The sequence below is a fragment of the Pseudomonas paraversuta genome, from assembly GCF_904067025.1.
In the GTDB taxonomy this organism is placed as follows: Bacteria; Pseudomonadota; Gammaproteobacteria; order Pseudomonadales; family Pseudomonadaceae; genus Aquipseudomonas; species Aquipseudomonas paraversuta.
Window position 1 is genome coordinate 1871491 of sequence record NZ_CAJFDA010000001.1, and the last position, 16711, is coordinate 1888201.

At 60.8% G+C, this 16711-nt stretch carries 13 protein-coding genes; 4 read left to right on the plus strand and 9 right to left on the minus strand.

The annotated features are described in order from the left end of the window. Positions 1 to 216: 216 nt before the first annotated feature. Positions 217 to 627, plus strand: coding sequence for a PA0061/PA0062 family lipoprotein (locus tag JQ848_RS08760; protein ID WP_003447536.1), 411 nt, complete (start codon positions 217 to 219; stop codon positions 625 to 627). A gap of 310 nt (positions 628 to 937) precedes the next feature. Here JQ848_RS08760 and mapR read toward each other — a convergent pair whose 3' ends face one another. The 4 genes from mapR to JQ848_RS08780 form a co-directional block, all read right to left on the minus strand. Further along, positions 938 to 2347, minus strand: a complete 1410-nt coding sequence (gene mapR / locus JQ848_RS08765; protein WP_003447539.1) for a GntR family transcriptional regulator MpaR — start codon at positions 2345 to 2347, stop codon at positions 938 to 940. A gap of 118 nt (positions 2348 to 2465) precedes the next feature. After that, positions 2466 to 3887, minus strand: coding sequence for a cytochrome c oxidase accessory protein CcoG (gene ccoG / locus JQ848_RS08770; protein WP_003447541.1), 1422 nt, complete (start codon positions 3885 to 3887; stop codon positions 2466 to 2468). Positions 3888 to 4152: 265 nt separating this feature from the next. Continuing rightward, positions 4153 to 4389 carry a DUF3203 family protein gene (locus JQ848_RS08775; RefSeq protein ID WP_003447543.1) on the minus strand — a complete coding sequence of 79 codons (237 nt, stop codon included), beginning with the start codon at positions 4387 to 4389 and terminating at the stop codon, positions 4153 to 4155. A 157-nt stretch (positions 4390 to 4546) separates the two neighbouring features. After that, on the minus strand, positions 4547 to 4705 hold the full coding sequence (locus JQ848_RS08780; RefSeq protein WP_165439661.1) for a hypothetical protein: 159 nt from the start codon (positions 4703 to 4705) through the stop codon (positions 4547 to 4549). Positions 4706 to 4919: 214 nt separating this feature from the next. Here JQ848_RS08780 and JQ848_RS08785 point away from each other — a divergent pair, with 214 nt between their 5' ends. The 3 genes from JQ848_RS08785 to glgB are packed head-to-tail and all read left to right on the plus strand — an operon-like array spanning position 4920 to position 12550. Then, a complete protein-coding gene (locus tag JQ848_RS08785) occupies positions 4920 to 6917 on the plus strand; it encodes an alpha-1,4-glucan--maltose-1-phosphate maltosyltransferase (protein WP_202210491.1) in 1998 nt (665 codons plus the stop codon). Positions 6918 to 6977: 60 nt separating this feature from the next. After that, entirely contained in the window at positions 6978 to 10325 is a 3348-nt protein-coding gene (gene treS / locus JQ848_RS08790; protein WP_202210492.1) for a maltose alpha-D-glucosyltransferase, read from the plus strand. Further along, positions 10325 to 12550: a 1,4-alpha-glucan branching protein GlgB gene (glgB, locus tag JQ848_RS08795; RefSeq protein WP_127196723.1), complete on the plus strand. Its 2226-nt coding sequence runs from the start codon at positions 10325 to 10327 to the stop codon at positions 12548 to 12550. Before treS ends, glgB begins: the two co-directional genes overlap by 1 nt. Positions 12551 to 12785: 235 nt before the next feature. On the opposite strand, the gene JQ848_RS08800 is transcribed toward glgB, so the two are convergent. From JQ848_RS08800 to JQ848_RS08820, 5 genes are all read right to left on the minus strand, one after another. Then, a complete protein-coding gene (locus tag JQ848_RS08800) occupies positions 12786 to 13586 on the minus strand; it encodes an endonuclease/exonuclease/phosphatase family protein (RefSeq protein WP_010656101.1) in 801 nt (266 codons plus the stop codon). Positions 13587 to 13647: 61 nt separating this feature from the next. After that, entirely contained in the window at positions 13648 to 14349 is a 702-nt protein-coding gene (locus JQ848_RS08805; protein WP_010656100.1) for a glycosyltransferase family 2 protein, read from the minus strand. Continuing rightward, positions 14346 to 14945, minus strand: a complete 600-nt coding sequence (locus JQ848_RS08810; RefSeq protein WP_010656099.1) for an SAM-dependent methyltransferase — start codon at positions 14943 to 14945, stop codon at positions 14346 to 14348. Before JQ848_RS08810 ends, JQ848_RS08805 begins: the two co-directional genes overlap by 4 nt. Before the next feature lie 3 nt (positions 14946 to 14948). Beyond that, on the minus strand, positions 14949 to 15713 hold the full coding sequence (locus tag JQ848_RS08815; RefSeq protein ID WP_003447564.1) for a PIG-L deacetylase family protein: 765 nt from the start codon (positions 15711 to 15713) through the stop codon (positions 14949 to 14951). Then, positions 15710 to 16711 (minus strand): acyl-CoA dehydrogenase family protein, encoded by a 1002-nt coding sequence (locus JQ848_RS08820; RefSeq protein ID WP_003447566.1) that lies wholly within the window; start codon positions 16709 to 16711, stop codon positions 15710 to 15712. Before JQ848_RS08820 ends, JQ848_RS08815 begins: the two co-directional genes overlap by 4 nt.

Below are 16711 nucleotides of genomic sequence, written 5' to 3' on the forward strand. Positions count from 1 at the left end.
CCTGAACCTCCGAGGAGTGGAATTGCAAACCTCGGCAGTCTTACCGCCGGATCTTAACGATCCGCTTTCAGCCAGGTGAAGGATCCTTTAGGAAAGAGCTGAAAATCCCTTCACTTTCATTCATTTGGCGCAACACACGCTGAGTCGCAAGCTTGAGGCCTGTTCGACGGGTCAGCCTGTCGTCCCTTTTTCAACTTTGTACGAGGCGTACTTGCGATGACTCTTAAACCGCTGTTGCTGGTTCCGTCCCTGGGCCTGGTGTTGTTGCTGTCGGCCTGTGCCGGACCGATGCCCAAACAAGACCCGGGTGAAGCCTGGATCGGTCTTAAGGAAGAGGGCAACAGTGACCTGATGGCCGAGCGGGTAGACGGCAAGAACATCAATGATGGTCGCTATTTTGAAGTCACCCCTGGAGCTCACCGGCTGGACGTGACCTTGTTTGAGGGGGCCACCGGTGATGAAAACCAGGTCGATTGCCAGGGCAAGGTCAATTACCGGCAATTCAAGGCCGGAGAGCGTTACCAACTGATCGAGTCGAGCCTGGGGCCTGAAGTCAGCGCGACGCTGGTGGACTCCCACGGCAAGGAAGTGGCGCACACCGCGGACTTCACCTGCATGCCGGGCTGAGATCCCCGGACCCACAGCCTCTGCAGGAGCGAGCTGTTGCGATTTGCGCTGAAAAGCTCGCGAGACAAGCTCGCTCCTACAGAGGGGGGGAGGCGTACCGCGGGATACGATTTCACTGACACCCCGCAACACCTGTAGGAGCGAGCTTGCTCGCGAGCCGTTGCGAGTCGCGCCGAAAAGCTCGTGTGCTGCGGGATACGATTTCACTGACACCCCGCACACCTGTAGGAGCGAGCTTGTCTCGCGAGATGTTGCGATTTTCGCCGAAAAGCTCGCGAGCAAGCTCGCTCCTACAGGTGTTTCGGGGGCTTTAGAATGAGCGGACGATCTTGCCCAGGGTCTCCATGGCCTTTTCACTGGCTTCGTTCCACGGGCTGCCGTAGTTCAGGCGGATGCAGTTGCGAAAGCGCTGGGTGGCCGAAAAAATGGGCCCCGGGGCAATGCTGATGCCTTGGGCCAAGGCCATCTGGAACAACTTGAGAGAGTCCATTTGCTCGGGCAGTTCCAGCCACAGAAAATACCCGCCCGACGGCTGGCTCACCCGGGTCTGCGCCGGGAAGTAGCGGGCTATCGCCGCCAGCATCGCGCTCTGTTGTTCTTCCAGGGCATAGCGCAGTTTGCGCAGGTGGCGATCGTAGCCGCCATGTTGCAGGTAGTCGGCAATCGCGGCCTGGGCCGGCATCGAGGCGCACAGCGAGGTCATCAGTTTGAGACGCTCTATTTTCTGCGCATATCGACCCGCCGCCACCCAGCCGATGCGATAGCCCGGGGCCAGGCTTTTGGCAAACGAGCCGCAATGCATCACCAACCCTTCGCTATCAAAGGCCTTGGCCGGTTTGGGCGCGTGCTGGCCGTAATACAACTCGGCGTACACGTCATCTTCAATCAACGGCACCTGGTGGCCGCGCAACAGTTCCACCAGCGCCTGTTTTTTGGCCTCGGGCATGGTCGCGCCAATCGGGTTCTGAAAACTGGTCATGCACCACACCGCCTTGATCGGATGGCGCTCCAGGGTTTGCGCCAGCACCCCCAGGTCGATGCCGTCACGGGGATGCACCGGGATTTCCACGGCTTTGAGTTTGAGCCGCTCCAGCACTTGCAGGCAGGCATAGAACGCCGGCGCTTCGATGGCCACCAGGTCGCCGGGCTCGGTGACGGCCTGCAGGCACAGGTTCAAGGCTTCCAGGGCACCATTGGTGATCAGCAGCTCTTCCATGGGCAGCATCAGCCCCCCGACCATATACCTCAGGGCAATCTGGCGCCGCAGTTGCGGGTTGCCCGGGGACATGTCGGTGACCACCATGCGCGGGTCCATTTCACGGCTGGCGGTGGCCATGGAGCGGGCCAGCCGCTGTAGCGGGAATAAGGTCGGGCTGGGGAACGCCGAACCGAAGGGCACGGTGTGCGGGTCTTTCATCGAGTCCAGCACCGAGAACACCAGAGCACTGACATCCACTTCGGTGGACTCGGTTACATGGCTGCTGAACACCGGCTCGGAAAACGGACTCGGCGCATGCACGTTGACGAAGTAGCCGGAACGCGGCTTGGCCCGGATCAGGCCACGGCGTTCCAGCAGGTAATAGGCTTGAAACACGGTGGAGGGGCTAACCCCGTAGGTCTGGCTGGCATAACGTACCGAAGGCACGCGCTGGCCGGGGCCGAGCACCCCGCTGCGAATCAGTTCAGCAATATCGTCGGCGAATTTTTCGTAGCGTTTCATTAATAAGGCTCGGCTAATCCTGCAGGAGCGAGCGTGCTCGCGATGGCTCACTCCGGTCAGTCTGATTGACCGTGCTGATGCTATCGCGAGCACGCCCGCTGCCACAGGGATTTATCGTTTATCGATTCAACGGTGCCACAAAACGGCTCTTGGCCACACTGCGTACGCTCGGTTGATCTGTGTCGGTGACCACAAACCCGATGGTTTGCGAACTGCTTTTCGGGCGTTCGGCCAACAGCGCGACAGATACCGGCACATCGACAATTTCGCCGGGGGCCAGGGTCAGCTCGGTCTTGCCCTGCAGGCGGAAGTCCTGGTTGTCTTGCAGCGATACCCGGTAATGCTGCGGCTCCTGGGTCTTGTTGATGATTTTGAGGCTGTAGATGTTCTCGATCTGGCCCTGACTGTTTTCGCGAAACAGCCCCCGGTCCTTGATTACATCCAGTGACACCATTGAGCGCTGGTCAAGCGCCACCACCAGGGCCCCGATCATCAGCACCAGCACCGCTGCGTAGCCAATCAGGCGCGGGCGCAGCAAATGGGTGGTGCCGCCCTGTAACTGGTGTTCGGAGGTGTAGCGCACCAGCCCGCGGGCGTAGCCCATTTTGTCCATCACCGTATCGCAGGCGTCGATACAGGCCGCGCAGCCGATGCATTCCATCTGCAGGCCATCGCGAATGTCGATGCCGGTGGGGCAGACCTGCACGCACATCTGGCAGTCGATGCAATCGCCCAGACCTGCCTGCGCCGGTTCGACCCCGCGTTTGCGCGGGCCGCGGCTTTCGCCACGGTTCACGTCATAGGAAATGGCGAGGGTGTCCTTGTCGAACATCACGCTCTGGAACCGCGCGTAAGGGCACATGTGCATGCACACCGCCTCCCGCAGCCAGCCGGCATTGATATAAGTGGCGCCGGTGAAAAACAGCACCCAGAACAGACTGATGCCGGCCATTTCCAGGGTCAGCAGCTCAGTGGCTAGGGGTCGGATCGGGGTGAAATAACCGACAAAGGTCAGCGCCGTCATCACGCTGATTGCCATCCACAGCGCGTGCTTGGCAGTGCGGCGCAGGATCTTGTTCAGGCGCCAGGGTGCAGCCTGGAGTTTTATGCGCTGATTCCTGTCACCTTCGGTGATCTTCTCGCACCACATAAACAGCCAGGTCCAGGTACTTTGCGGGCAGGTGTAACCACACCACACCCGGCCAGCGAATACCGTGATCGCAAACAGGCCGAAGGCGGCAATGATCAGCAACGCCGACAACAGGATGAAATCCTGCGGCCAGAACGTCGCCCCGAAAATATGGAACTTGCTTTCGGACAGGTCCCAGAGGACGGCTTGTCGACCGTCCCAATTGAGCCAGACCGTGCCAAAGAACAGCAAAAACAGAAAGCCGGCACCGACTATGCGCAAGGTTCGGAACAGACCGGTGAAACTGCGGGTGTGGATCAGGTTGTCGCTGGAGCGGCTTTTGTTTTTTGCGGCCCGGGGTCGCGAAGCCTCGAATGTTTCAAGTATCTGGACGGGAATTTGTTCGCTCATGGTCTTTCGCTCATCAGCCTCCATCAGGCCTGAGCACTATCCCCTGCGAACTGTTTGCATAACAGACTCAGTTATTTGATTAAAAACCGGATCAGATGAGTTTTCAGGGTGACCTGCGACAACTTGCTGCACCCTGGTCGCGGCCACGTGCAGCAGGGGCCGGGCGCCTTTAACCCAGGCGCCGGCGGGTAATCCTGATCGGGGTCAATTAAATCACCGAATCACCCAGGATGAGCCCATGCTGGGGCTCATCAGTCCTGCAGCTTCAGATAATCGACTCACTGCCCCCGGCCCGCAGCAACTCGCGGCTGTCCTTGGCGCCCGCCGCAACCAGGGCTTCGGCTTCGTCCGAGGTAATGGCAATGCGCAGGCCGTTCATCAGCGCCATGCACATTCTCGAGGCGTGGTCTGTGATGACTTCTACCCGCTCGGCCGGGGAGTGCTCCGAGCCTTCGGGTGATTCATACCAGCAGCTTTTGTCGGCATCGATTGTGATAGTCATCAGCGTGGTCCTTTTATGGGGGTTAAACGTTAGTGCGTGGAAAACCGGCCGGGTTCGATCGAATGGATTGGCGTTCACTGGCTGCGGGTTGCGCCCGCTGCGCCCCCGATCGCAACCGTCAGCGACCGGGCAGGTCAAACAGCGCTCAAGACGGGCATCAGATTCTCATCGGCGCATCTTCGCAGGGGGGATCGCCAATCGGGTCGGGGTCCTTGAGCGGCGGATCTTCTTCCGGAACCGGCTCGGCATCACCGGGCGGTAACACCGGGTCGTCAATATTGGGATCGGGGGTTTCTGCGGGAATGGGGATATTCATGGACATGGCCTCATTGCTGCATGGAAAGGATTACAGCCGGTCGACCTCATTGAAGGCCGCTCGGTTCCCCGGCCAATGACCAACGGAGTATCGGCAATTAGTCTGAACTTTTAATTCTTTCCCCCGCTCCCAACCAGGTGCCCGGTGATCGATGCCGGGAATGGCTTTGATACGACCACCCATAAACGTCTGCGGGCGTGAGGAGTGCTGCTCGATGACTGCTGATTTCCCGCAAGACCCTGATTCCACTGTGACGTTGCCCTTATCCCAGGCATTGTTGTTGCCGCGCATTGTTATTGAAGCCACGTCCCCGGTGCTCGAAAACGGTGAGTTCGCGGTCAAGGCGACTGCGGGGCAGCAGGTCGACGTGCTCAGCAAAGTGTTTGTTGACGGTCACGAGCAGCTGGCGGTCATGCTGCACTGGCGTCTGGCCAGTTCCGCGCACTGGTCGGCAACGCCTATGCATTTTTTAGACAATGACAGCTGGAACGCACAGTTTCCGGTGCCCGAAGTGGGGCGCTATCTGTTTTGCATCGAGGCCTGGATTGATCGCTATGCCAGCTTTTGCCATGAGCTGGAGAAAAAGCATCAGGCAGGCATTGCCGTCAGTCTGGAGTTGCAGGAAGGGCGGATTCTGGTACAGCACGCCATCGAGCTCAGTCAGGGTGAACGGCGCGAACAGTTGCAGGCGTTGCTCGGGCAACTGTCTGGTCTGCTGGAGACCGAGCAAGTGGCGCTGTTCATGCACGAACACAGTGCGCAATTGATGGCCGAGGCACAAAACCACGCGTATTTGAGCCTGAGCCCCGAGTACCCGGTGGAGGTTGAACGGCCATTGGCGCAGTTCGCCAGCTGGTACGAGCTGTTCCCCCGTTCGGTCACTGACGATCCTGCCCGCCACGGCACTTTCAATGATGTACACCAGCGCCTGCCGATGATTCACGACATGGGCTTTGACGTGCTGTATTTCCCGCCGATCCATCCCATTGGCCGCCGACATCGCAAGGGCCCCAATAACGCGTTGCAGGCCGGGCCGGACGATCCGGGCAGCCCCTATGCCATCGGCAGCGAAGAGGGAGGGCATGACGCGATCCATCCGCAACTGGGCAGCCGTGACGACTTCCGGCGCCTGGTGGCCGCTGCCGCGGACCACGGCCTGGAAATCGCTCTGGATTTTGCCATTCAGTGTTCTCAGGACCACCCGTGGCTCAAACAGCACCCCGGATGGTTTAACTGGCGCCCCGACGGCAGCATTCGCTACGCGGAAAACCCGCCGAAAAAGTATCAGGACATCGTCAATGTCGATTTCTATGCCCCGGATGCGATTCCCGGCCTGTGGCTGGAGTTGCGCGACATCGTGCTGGGCTGGGTGGACGAGGGGGTAAAAATCTTCCGCGTCGACAACCCGCACACCAAGCCTCTGCCGTTCTGGCAATGGCTGATCGCGGATGTACGTGCCCAGAACCCCGAGGTGATGTTCCTCGCCGAGGCGTTCACCACCCCGGCCATGATGGCGCGCCTGGGCAAGGTCGGTTACACCCAGAGCTACACCTATTTCACCTGGCGCAACACCAAGGCCGAGCTGGCAGCCTATTTCACTGAGCTGAATCAAAGCCCGTTGCGTGAGTGCTTCCGGCCCAACTTCTTCGTCAATACCCCGGACATCAACCCCGGCTTCCTGCATGACTCGGGGCGCCCCGGCTTTTTGATCAGGGCCGCGTTGGCAACCATGGGCTCGGGCCTGTGGGGCATGTACAGCGGCTTCGAGCTTTGCGAGTCGGCGGCGGTGCCGGGCAAAGAGGAATATCTGGACTCGGAGAAGTATCAGATCCGCCCCCGTGATTTCAGTGCGCCGGGCAATATCGTGGCCGAAATTGCCCAGCTCAATCGCATCCGCCGCCAGAACCCGGCCTTGCACAGCCACCTGGGCCTGACCCTGTACAACGCCTGGAATGACAACATTTTGTACTTCGGCAAACGCAGCGCCGATGGCAGCAATTTTGTACTGGTGGCTATCAGTCTCGATCCCCATAACGCCCAGGAAGCTCATTTCGAGTTGCCGTTGTGGGAAATGGGCCTGGCCGATGACGCCTGGACCTCGGGGGAAGATTTGATGAACGGCCATCGCTGGACCTGGTATGGCAAAACCCAATGGATGCGCATCGAGCCCTGGCATCAGCCGTTCGGCATCTGGCGGATCAAACCCCTTTAAGCCCCTCTTGCCGGGCGGCTTCACTGGCCCCGGGCAACCGAATCAGCAGGTATTTCCCTTATGGCAAACCAACCCGCATCGGCCAGCTTTATCAAGGACCCGCTCTGGTACAAGGACGCGGTGATCTACCAGGTGCATATCAAGTCATTTTTCGATTCCAATAACGACGGTATTGGCGACTTTCCCGGCCTGATCAGCAAGCTGGATTACATCGCCGAGCTGGGGGTCAACACCCTGTGGCTGCTGCCGTTCTATCCCTCGCCGCGGCGCGATGATGGCTACGATATTGCCGATTATCGAGGCGTGCATCCGGACTACGGCACCCTGGCCGACGTCAAACGCTTTATCGCCCAGGCCCACAAGCGCGGTCTGCGGGTAATCACTGAACTGGTGATCAACCACACCTCGGATCAACACCCCTGGTTTCAAAAGGCCCGCCGTGCCAAGGCTGGCTCCAGGGCTCGGGATTACTACGTGTGGTCGGATACCGATGAAAAATACGACGGCACCCGGATCATTTTTCTCGACACCGAAACCTCGAACTGGACCTGGGACCCGGTCGCCGGCCAGTACTTCTGGCACCGCTTTTACTCCCACCAGCCGGACCTGAATTTCGACAACCCGCAGGTGATGAAAGAAGTGCTGGCGGTGATGCGCTACTGGCTGGACATGGGCATCGACGGCCTGCGCCTGGATGCCATTCCGTACCTGATCGAGCGCGATGGCACCAATAACGAAAACCTGCCCGAGACCCATCAGATCCTCAAGCAGATCCGCGCCGAAATCGATGCCCATTACCCCGACCGCATGCTGCTGGCAGAGGCCAATCAATGGCCCGAAGACACCCAGCAGTATTTTGGCGACAGCGATGGCATCAATGGTGATGAGTGCCACATGGCCTTCCACTTTCCGTTGATGCCGCGCATGTACATGGCCCTGGCTCAGGAAGACCGCTTCCCTATCACCGATATCCTGCGCCAGACCCCGGAAATTCCGGCGAATTGCCAATGGGCGATTTTCCTGCGCAACCATGATGAGTTGACCCTGGAAATGGTCACCGACAAGGAACGCGATTACCTGTGGAACTACTACGCCGCCGACAAGCGGGCGCGGATTAACCTGGGGATTCGTCGGCGTCTGGCGCCGTTGATGGAACGTGATCGCCGGCGCATCGAGCTGCTCAACAGCCTGTTGTTATCGATGCCGGGCACGCCGACCCTGTATTACGGCGATGAAATTGGCATGGGGGACAATATTTACCTCGGCGACCGCGACGGCGTGCGTACGCCGATGCAGTGGTCGATTGACCGTAACGGCGGATTCTCGCGGGCCAACCCGGCGAGCCTGGTGTTGCCGCCGATCATGGATCCGCTGTATGGCTATCAATCGGTGAACGTAGAGGCCCAATCCGGCGATCCGCATTCATTGCTCAACTGGACCCGGCGCCTGCTCTCCGTGCGCCAGCAGCAACAAGCCTTTGGTCGCGGCACCTTGAAAATGCTGTCCCCCAGCAACCGGCGGATTCTGGCGTACATTCGCGAATACACCGACGGCGACGGCAAGACTGAAACCATCCTCTGCGTGGCCAACGTGTCGCGCAGCGCCCAGGCGGCAGAGCTGGAGCTGTCCGAATTCGCCGGGCGGGTACCGGTGGAGATGCTGGGGGGCAATGCCTTTCCGCCCATTGGCCAGATGGACTTCATGCTGACCCTGGCGCCCTACGGTTTTTACTGGTTTTTGCTGGCTGCCGAGAATCAGATGCCGAGCTGGCACGCAGAACCGGCGCAAAGCCTGCCCGAACTGCTGACCCTGGTGCTCAAACAGCGCCTTGAAGAGTTGCTCGATACCCCGCCGCGGACCACTCTGGAAAACGTGATCCTGCCGGCGTGGTTACCCAAACGCCGCTGGTTCGGGCAAAAAAATGCACCGGTCGAGCAGGTCAAAATTCTCCACGGCACCCGTTTTGGCGATGCCTTGCACCCCATGTTGCTGACCGAGGTACAAGTCACCAGCGGCGGCGAACAGCACCATTATCAAGTGCCCCTTGGGGTATTGGGCGAGGATCAGGCAAGCAGCACGTTGGCCCAGCAATCGGTACTGTCGCGACTGCGGCGTGGCCCTCAGGTCGGTTTCATGACCGATGCTTTTGCTCTTGAAGCCTTTGTCAGGGCCGTACTGGCGGGCATGCAAAGCGGCGAGACAATCAGCAGCAGCGCCGGCACTATCAGTTTTACCGCGACCGCGCAGCTGGCGGCCCTGGGGCTCAACGAACAGAGTGAAGTGCGTTATCTCACGGCCGAACAATCAAATAGCTCGGTGGTGATCGGCGGCGCCATGGTGCTTAAGCTGATCCGCAAAATCAGAAGTGGCCAGCATCCGGAGCTGGAGCTGGGTGCCTACCTGACCGAGGCCGGGTATCAGCATATTTCTCCGTTGCTGGGGGCAGTGGTGCGCCATGGAACCGGGGGCGAAGAGACCTTGCTGATGATTGCCCAGGGCTATTTGAGTAACCAGGGCGATGCCTGGACCTGGACCCAGAACAACCTGGAACGGGCCATTCGCGATGAAATGGCCGACGCCATGTCCGAGCACGAACAGCATTACAACGCCCTGGTCGAACTGGCAGATTTTGCCGGTTTGCTCGGCCAGCGTCTGGGGGAGATGCACGGGGTGCTGGCGCAAGCCAGCGACAACCCTGACTTTGCCCCTCAGACCACGTCCGAGGCCGATACCCGGCAGTGGGCAAGCCATATCAACGGGCAATTGAAGCAGGCCTTGAAACTGCTCAAACAACATCTGCCCGAGCTTGGCGAGCCTGAGCAAAAACAGGTGAAAAAACTGCTGGCGCAACAAGGCGCGATCACCGCCCATGTCCAGCAACTGGCCAAGAGAACCCAGGGTGGCCTTAAGATCCGGGTGCATGGCGACCTGCATCTGGGGCAGGTGCTGGTGGTCAAGGGCGATGCCTACTTCATCGACTTTGAAGGTGAGCCTGCGCGCCCGCTGTCAGCCCGGCGCAGCAAGCATAGCCCCTATAAAGACCTGAGCGGGGTATTGCGCTCCTTCGATTACGCAGCGGCCATGGCGGTCAGCAACGTGCAACAGTCGGATCACTCGGATCAGGCTGACGATGCACGGCAACGGGTGGTTGAACGCTATTTGCAAGAAGCCCGGACAGCATTGGTCGATGCATACCGGCAAGCAACAGCTAGCCTTGCCCATGACTGGAAAGTGGCCGGGGGCGAGGATGCCGCACTGGCGCTGTTCAGTCTGGAAAAGGCGGCCTATGAAATTATCTATGAAGCGGCAAATCGGCCTGCCTGGTTGCGGGTTCCCTTGCAGGGATTAAGCGATTTGCTCACCCACTTGCCAAGTACGGCCAAGCCTTTACCGGATGGAGAGAAGTGATGAGTTCAAACAAGGTTCCTGGCCCGGGAAAAATGGCTGTGCTGCCCGCGCGCGACGATATCGAAGCACTGATCAACACTCGGCACCGAGACCCTTTTGCGGTGTTGGGGCCGCACCCGGACGGTGAGGGCGGGCAAGTGATACGGGCATTTTTGCCCGGTGCCCTGAGCGTCAAGGTAGTGGCCCGCGACTCGGACGAGGTGATTGGCACGCTGGACAGCAGCGAGGTCCCGGGCCTGTTTGCCGGGCATTTTGCCGATGTCCGCGGCTATCGGCTAAGCATCAGCTGGGCCGGCGGCGAGCAGACCAGTGAAGATCCTTACAGCTTTGGGCCTTTGCTGGGGGAAATGGACCTGTATCTGTTTGCAGAGGGTAATCACCGGGACTTGAGCAGTTGTTTCGGCGCCCAGGTCATGAGCGTCGATGGCGTTCCCGGTGTGCGTTTTGCGGTGTGGGCGCCGAATGCGCGGCGAGTGTCGGTGGTGGGGGATTTCAATATCTGGGATGGCCGCAGGCACCCCATGCGCCTGCGCCATCCAAGCGGGGTCTGGGAGCTGTTTATTCCGCGTCTTGCGCCAGGTGAAGCCTACAAGTACGAAATTCTTGGGGCCAACGGCATCTTGCCGCTCAAGGCTGATCCGGTGGCGCTGGCCACCCAGTTGCCACCCGATACGGCCTCCAGGGTGGCTTCGCCGCTGCAGGTGGACTGGCAGGACGCGGCCTGGATGCAGAGTCGCGCTGAACATCAGAAGCCGGACGCGCCATTGTCCATTTATGAATTGCACGCCGGCTCCTGGCAGTGCGAGGTCGACGATATCGGCGAAGTTGCGCGCCTGTATAACTGGCATGAACTGGCAGAGCGCCTGATCCCTTACGTACAGAAACTGGGGTTCACCCATATCGAGCTGATGCCGATCATGGAACACCCGTTTGGCGGTTCGTGGGGCTATCAGCCCTTGTCCCAGTTTGCGCCGAGTGCCCGATACGGTTCGCCGGATGATTTCGCAGCCTTCGTCAATGCCTGTCATGTGGCCGGGATCGGGGTGATTCTGGACTGGGTGCCCGCGCATTTTCCCAACGATACCCATGGCCTGGCGCAATTTGACGGCACGGCGCTGTATGAATATGCCAACCCGCTGGAGGGCTATCACCAGGACTGGAACACCTTGATCTACAACCTGGGGCGCACCGAAGTCCATGGCTTCATGCTGGCCTCGGCGTTGCACTGGCTCAAGCATTTCCATATCGACGGCCTGCGGGTGGATGCGGTGGCCTCGATGCTGTATCGCGATTACTCGCGCAAAGCGGGCGAGTGGGTGCCGAACATTCATGGGGGCCGGGAAAACCTCGAAGCCATTGAGTTCTTGCGCCATCTCAACGACGTGGTGGCCCTGGAAGCCCCCGGCGCCCTGATGATTGCCGAAGAGTCCACCGCGTGGCCGGGGGTCAGTCAGAGTACCCAGCAGGGCGGTCTGGGTTTTGCCTACAAATGGAACATGGGCTGGATGCATGATTCGCTGCACTACATCCAGCAGGACCCGATGTACCGTGCCCATCATCACAACGAGTTGAGCTTTGGCCTGGTGTACGCCTGGAGCGAGCGCTTCATCCTGCCGATTTCCCACGATGAAGTGGTGCACGGCAAGCATTCACTGATCGACAAGATGCCCGGGGATCGCTGGCAAAAATTCGCCAACCTGCGGGCCTATCTGAGTTTTATGTGGGCGCATCCGGGCAAGAAGTTGCTGTTTATGGGCTGTGAGTTCGGACAGTGGCGCGAGTGGAACCACGATCAGCAACTGGACTGGTACTTGCTGCAATACCATGACCACCAGGGGGTGCAGAAGCTGGTGGGTGATTTGAATCGCCTGTACCGCGAAGAACCGGCGCTGCATGACCAGGACGATGTGGCGCAAGGCTTTCAATGGCTGATCGGGGATGATGCGACCAACAGTGTCTATGCCTGGCTGCGCTGGAGCAAGGCGGGCAAACCGCTGCTGGTGGTCGCCAACTTCACCCCGGTGCCTCGTCCGGGATATCGCATTGGCGTGCCGTTTTCCGGTACCTGGCAAGAGGTGCTCAACAGTGATGCGGATACTTATGCCGGTTCCAACTATGGCAATGGCGGGGGAGTGATGACCCAGGCCTTGCCAAGTCATGGTCAGGAGGTTTCGCTGGCATTGAATCTGCCGCCGCTGGGGGTTCTGATTTTACAGCCGACGTGATGCCTGGTGGTGTGCCCCGGTGCTTTTCCTTTTCAGCCTGCCGGGGCAGATTTTTCCGGGTAGTCGCTGACGAGCAACGAGGCTGCGACAAGGGGCAGCAGGCCCTTCAGTTGCGGGGGGCTGCTACGCAGTCCATCGCAGCCTCGTCAGCGACTACCGGTGAAAGGCCCCACAAGTGTGACGTTCCCAGGGCAACCGGGCGCAGCCTTCGGCAACTGCCGCTACCAACGATTGTTCACAGATGCACTTCCACCGCCAACGGCAGGTGATCCGATAGATGGGGCCACGGTTTGTGGCCCAGGATGGTCGGGTGATGACTGGAGGCATTGCGCAGGTAAATCCGGTCCAGACGCAGCAGCGGCCAGCGCGCCGGGTAGGTCCTGGCCAGTTTGCCGTGGTGACGTTCAAATACTTCGTGCAGGTCGTCACGCTGGGAAAGCATGGCATTGCCTTGCTCTTTCCAGTCATTGAAATCACCGGCAATGATCACCGGATCGTCAGGCGGCAAGGACTTGAGCAACTGATTGAGCAGCACGATCTGCAACTGTCTGTGGCTTTCCAGCAGGCTCAAGTGGACGCATATCGCATGCACGTTCTCGTGCCCCGGGACATCCAGCACGCAGTGCAGCAGGCCACGCCGTTCCGGGCCGGTGATGGATACATCGAGGTTGCGGTATGACTTGATCGGGTACTTGGACAACACCGCATTGCCGTGATGACCGTCGGGGTATACCGCATTGCGCCCGTAGGCGTAGTCGGTCCACATGCTGTCAGCCAGGAATTCATATTGCGATACCTGTGGCCAGGCGTCGTAGCGCGATGCGTGCTTCTCATGTTCGCCCAGCACTTCCTGCAGAAATACCAGGTCGGCCGATGTACTGCGTACGGCGTCGCGCAGTTCGGGCAGGATGAAACGGCGATTGAAGGCGGTGAAGCCCTTGTGCATGTTGACCGTGAGCACCTTCATTCGGTGTACATCAGGCACTGCGCCCGGGGCGGGTGACTCAATGTCGTTACCGGCAATATCAAGGGTCATGGTTTCTCCTGGGTTGTCAGGGTCCGACCCGGTGCGAGCCTGGCCGTTCAACACAGGCTATTTATAGCGCACCGGGCCGTGGGTCCGGTTGATGTTGATCAGCTGCCGGGGCGATCAGCAGTGACTTCAGGTAATCGCCGAAGCCACCCCTGGCGCGACAGTCCAGCCGGGCACTGGTGGTCACCCTGGGCCGGTGGCTCCAGGCGATGGAGGCACCACTGGCCTGCAGCCGCTTCACCAGATGCACATCTTCATGGCACGCCAACGGCTGAAAACCTCCAGCATCGCGATATGCCCGGGCACTGAAGCCCAGGTTGGCGCCATGAATGTGCCGATGCCCGTCCCGGGCCTCATAGGCCGCCAGATATCGGGCGCGGGCAGGGGCATCGACCAGGGGGCCCCAGTCATCGATCCGCACGGTGCCGCATACGGCATCGGTATTGAGCGCCAGTTGCGCCACCAGCCAGTCATCGGCTACCAGGCTGTCTGCGTCGGTGCAGGAGATCCATCGCGCCCCCTGCTCAAGCAGCCACTGCGCACCGGTGCCCCGGGCGACTCCGACATTGCGGGCCTTGATGTGCAGCACCTTGATGTCGTACTTGGCGGCTATGTCTGCCGAACCATCGCTGCAACTGTCGAGCACCAGCGTCACCTTGACCGCCTCGCCGTTGAGTTCGGGGTGCCGGGCTGCCGTGAGCGCAGCTTGCAGGCATTGCGCGAGCAGATCTTGCTCGTTGTGAGCAGGTATCAGAATGCCGATCATCGCAGGCCCTCCTGGCTTGCCACTGACATAGGGTCGAGGCCCCAGACTTCAAGTACAAAATCATCTTCCAGGTGCTGCGCGAGCCGGCTCAGCCCCAGGCCGGCATGCAGCAGGCCATGCACTTGATCCCCGGTCAGGGCGCAGCCCTCGATGGCCGGGCGCCAGTGACAGGCCAGTACCTGTCCCTGCTCTGCAAGGCTGCCCGCGATCCGCTCAATCATGGACTGCAACTCGTTGGCATCCAGGTAGTAGCCCAGTTCACTGAGTACGATCAGGTCAAAACGGCCACTGGCCCAATCGGCCGGTAACCGGCTCTGGCGAACTTCAACGTTCGGGCAGTGGCTCAGGCGTTGCTGTGCCAGTTCGACCGCCCTGGCGGCTGCGTCGCAACACAACAGGCGGTCAGTGCGCTGGGCCAGGCCTGCACTTAACTCGCCATTGGCACAGCCCAACTCATAGATCGACCCATAATGCTGACGCGGCAAGCTGGCCAGGGTCAGTGCGCGTTTGCGCTGTTCGTACCAGCGCTCGCGAAAAGCCCACGGGTCCGGGTTCTGCTCATACAACTGATCAAAAAAAGCCGTGGAAACACCCATGTTTCACTCCTGTACAAAGACTATTTCGTAGGGGCGCAGCAGGCGCTCGAGTGCCAGGGCCGGCAAAATCGGGCCTGAGCCGGTACTCGGGTCGTCCTGCAACTGACTGCTGAACGCACTGGCCGCATAGCGTTTACGCGCCATGGCACTGGGGCTGAGGTTGATTTTGTACGCGCGGGCCCAAGGCACCCGGGCATCGTCATCGCGGGCCCAGTGCCAGGTCCAGATCGGCAGTTCATGCAGGGTCGCGCCCACCGCTTTGGCGGCAGTGCTGCTGGCGCGGCCGACCGCATCGTGATCGCTGTGGCCGTCCTCGCGCCAGGTCGCGAACAGCACATCACCGGGGCGTAACTGCTGCTCGATAAACACTGCCACCGCGGCCTCCCGGGTGGCGACCTGACTGTCCTCAAACCCTGCCCGTAGCCATTGCCACTGGGGTAGCGCGAGCCCCAGGCGGCGCAGCGCTTCTTCGGACTCCTGAACGCGCAACGCGCCCAGCTGCTGCGCGGGCCACCGGGTTGAGCCCGGGTGGCTGGCAGTGCCGTCGGTGACCGAGATAAGCAGCAACTCACGGCCGGACGCGCCGATCATTTGCAGCAAGCCACCGCTGCCCAGTATTTCGTCATCCGGGTGCGGGGCAATGATCACCGCGCGGGCGCCTTCGGGTACCAGGTCCGACAGCTGTATTTCCGGCAACCCGGCCAGGCGCCGGGATTCGCTCCAGTGCTCCAGCGAGGTACCGGCCCCTACGATCAGATTGGTTTTCATAGCGGCCACCGGGTGTCAGGTTGCAGCGCCACCAGTTTGCCCAGGGCTTGCAGGTCGCGTTCGGCATGGCTTTGGCGCAGGTACACCGGCAGGTCGGCGCTGAGCCGGGCAAAGTGCGGATTCTGGCAATAAGGGCCCGCGCCCAGTGCCCGGCCCACATGCTGAATCACCTGTTCGGCGCAGGCTTCAATGTGCGCCCGGGCCTGACGTGCCAGCAGTTGCGCGTCGGCCTCTGGGTTCTCATCGACCCGCCGGGCGCACTCGCGCAAAACGCAGGAGGCGCTGTACAGCGCAGCATTCACCGCGCCCAGATGGGCCTGGGCGTGGGGCTCTTCGCGCTGGCTGCAGTGCTGTTGCAAGTAACTGCCCAGCCGGCTGGCTGCAGCGTGCCAGCAGGCGGCGATACCGATGGCGCCGTGCCAGAAACCCGGGCGCTGCAAGTAGTCGCCGGGGCGGCCGATGCAGGTGGCGGGCGCCTGCTCGAAGGTCACCTCGACACTGGCGGTGGCGCGCATGCCAACCGCTTCCCAGCCGTGTGACGAGACGCTGATGTGTGGCTGGTGCATGTCCACCGCGACCAGTTGCACCGCGCCTTGCTCATCCCGTGCGGTGAGCAGGCCATGACTGACCACCGCCGCGCCCGAACACCAGGCCTTGCGGCCGGTGAGGATGGCCTGGCCATCGACCAAATGCACATCGACCCGGGCATCCGGCGGTTCTGCCGCCCACAATCCCCAGGTGCTGCCCGGTGCAGGCCGGGGGGCACCCAGTTCGTGGAGGGTGGCCAGGGCATCGGTATGGCCTTCATAAAGCTTGCACAGGCCCAGGTCCTGGCCGGCGACCCGCCCGAGTCGCTGCCAGCGCTCCAGGGTCTGGCCGCTGCCCGGCATCGGCAGTTGATCGAGGCCGGCCTGCACCATTTGCCGCAGGCAATCGCCCAGCGCCTGAGGGGTGTCCAGGCGCGGCGCGTGGATTTCAAAAAATGCGTGCAGATCCAT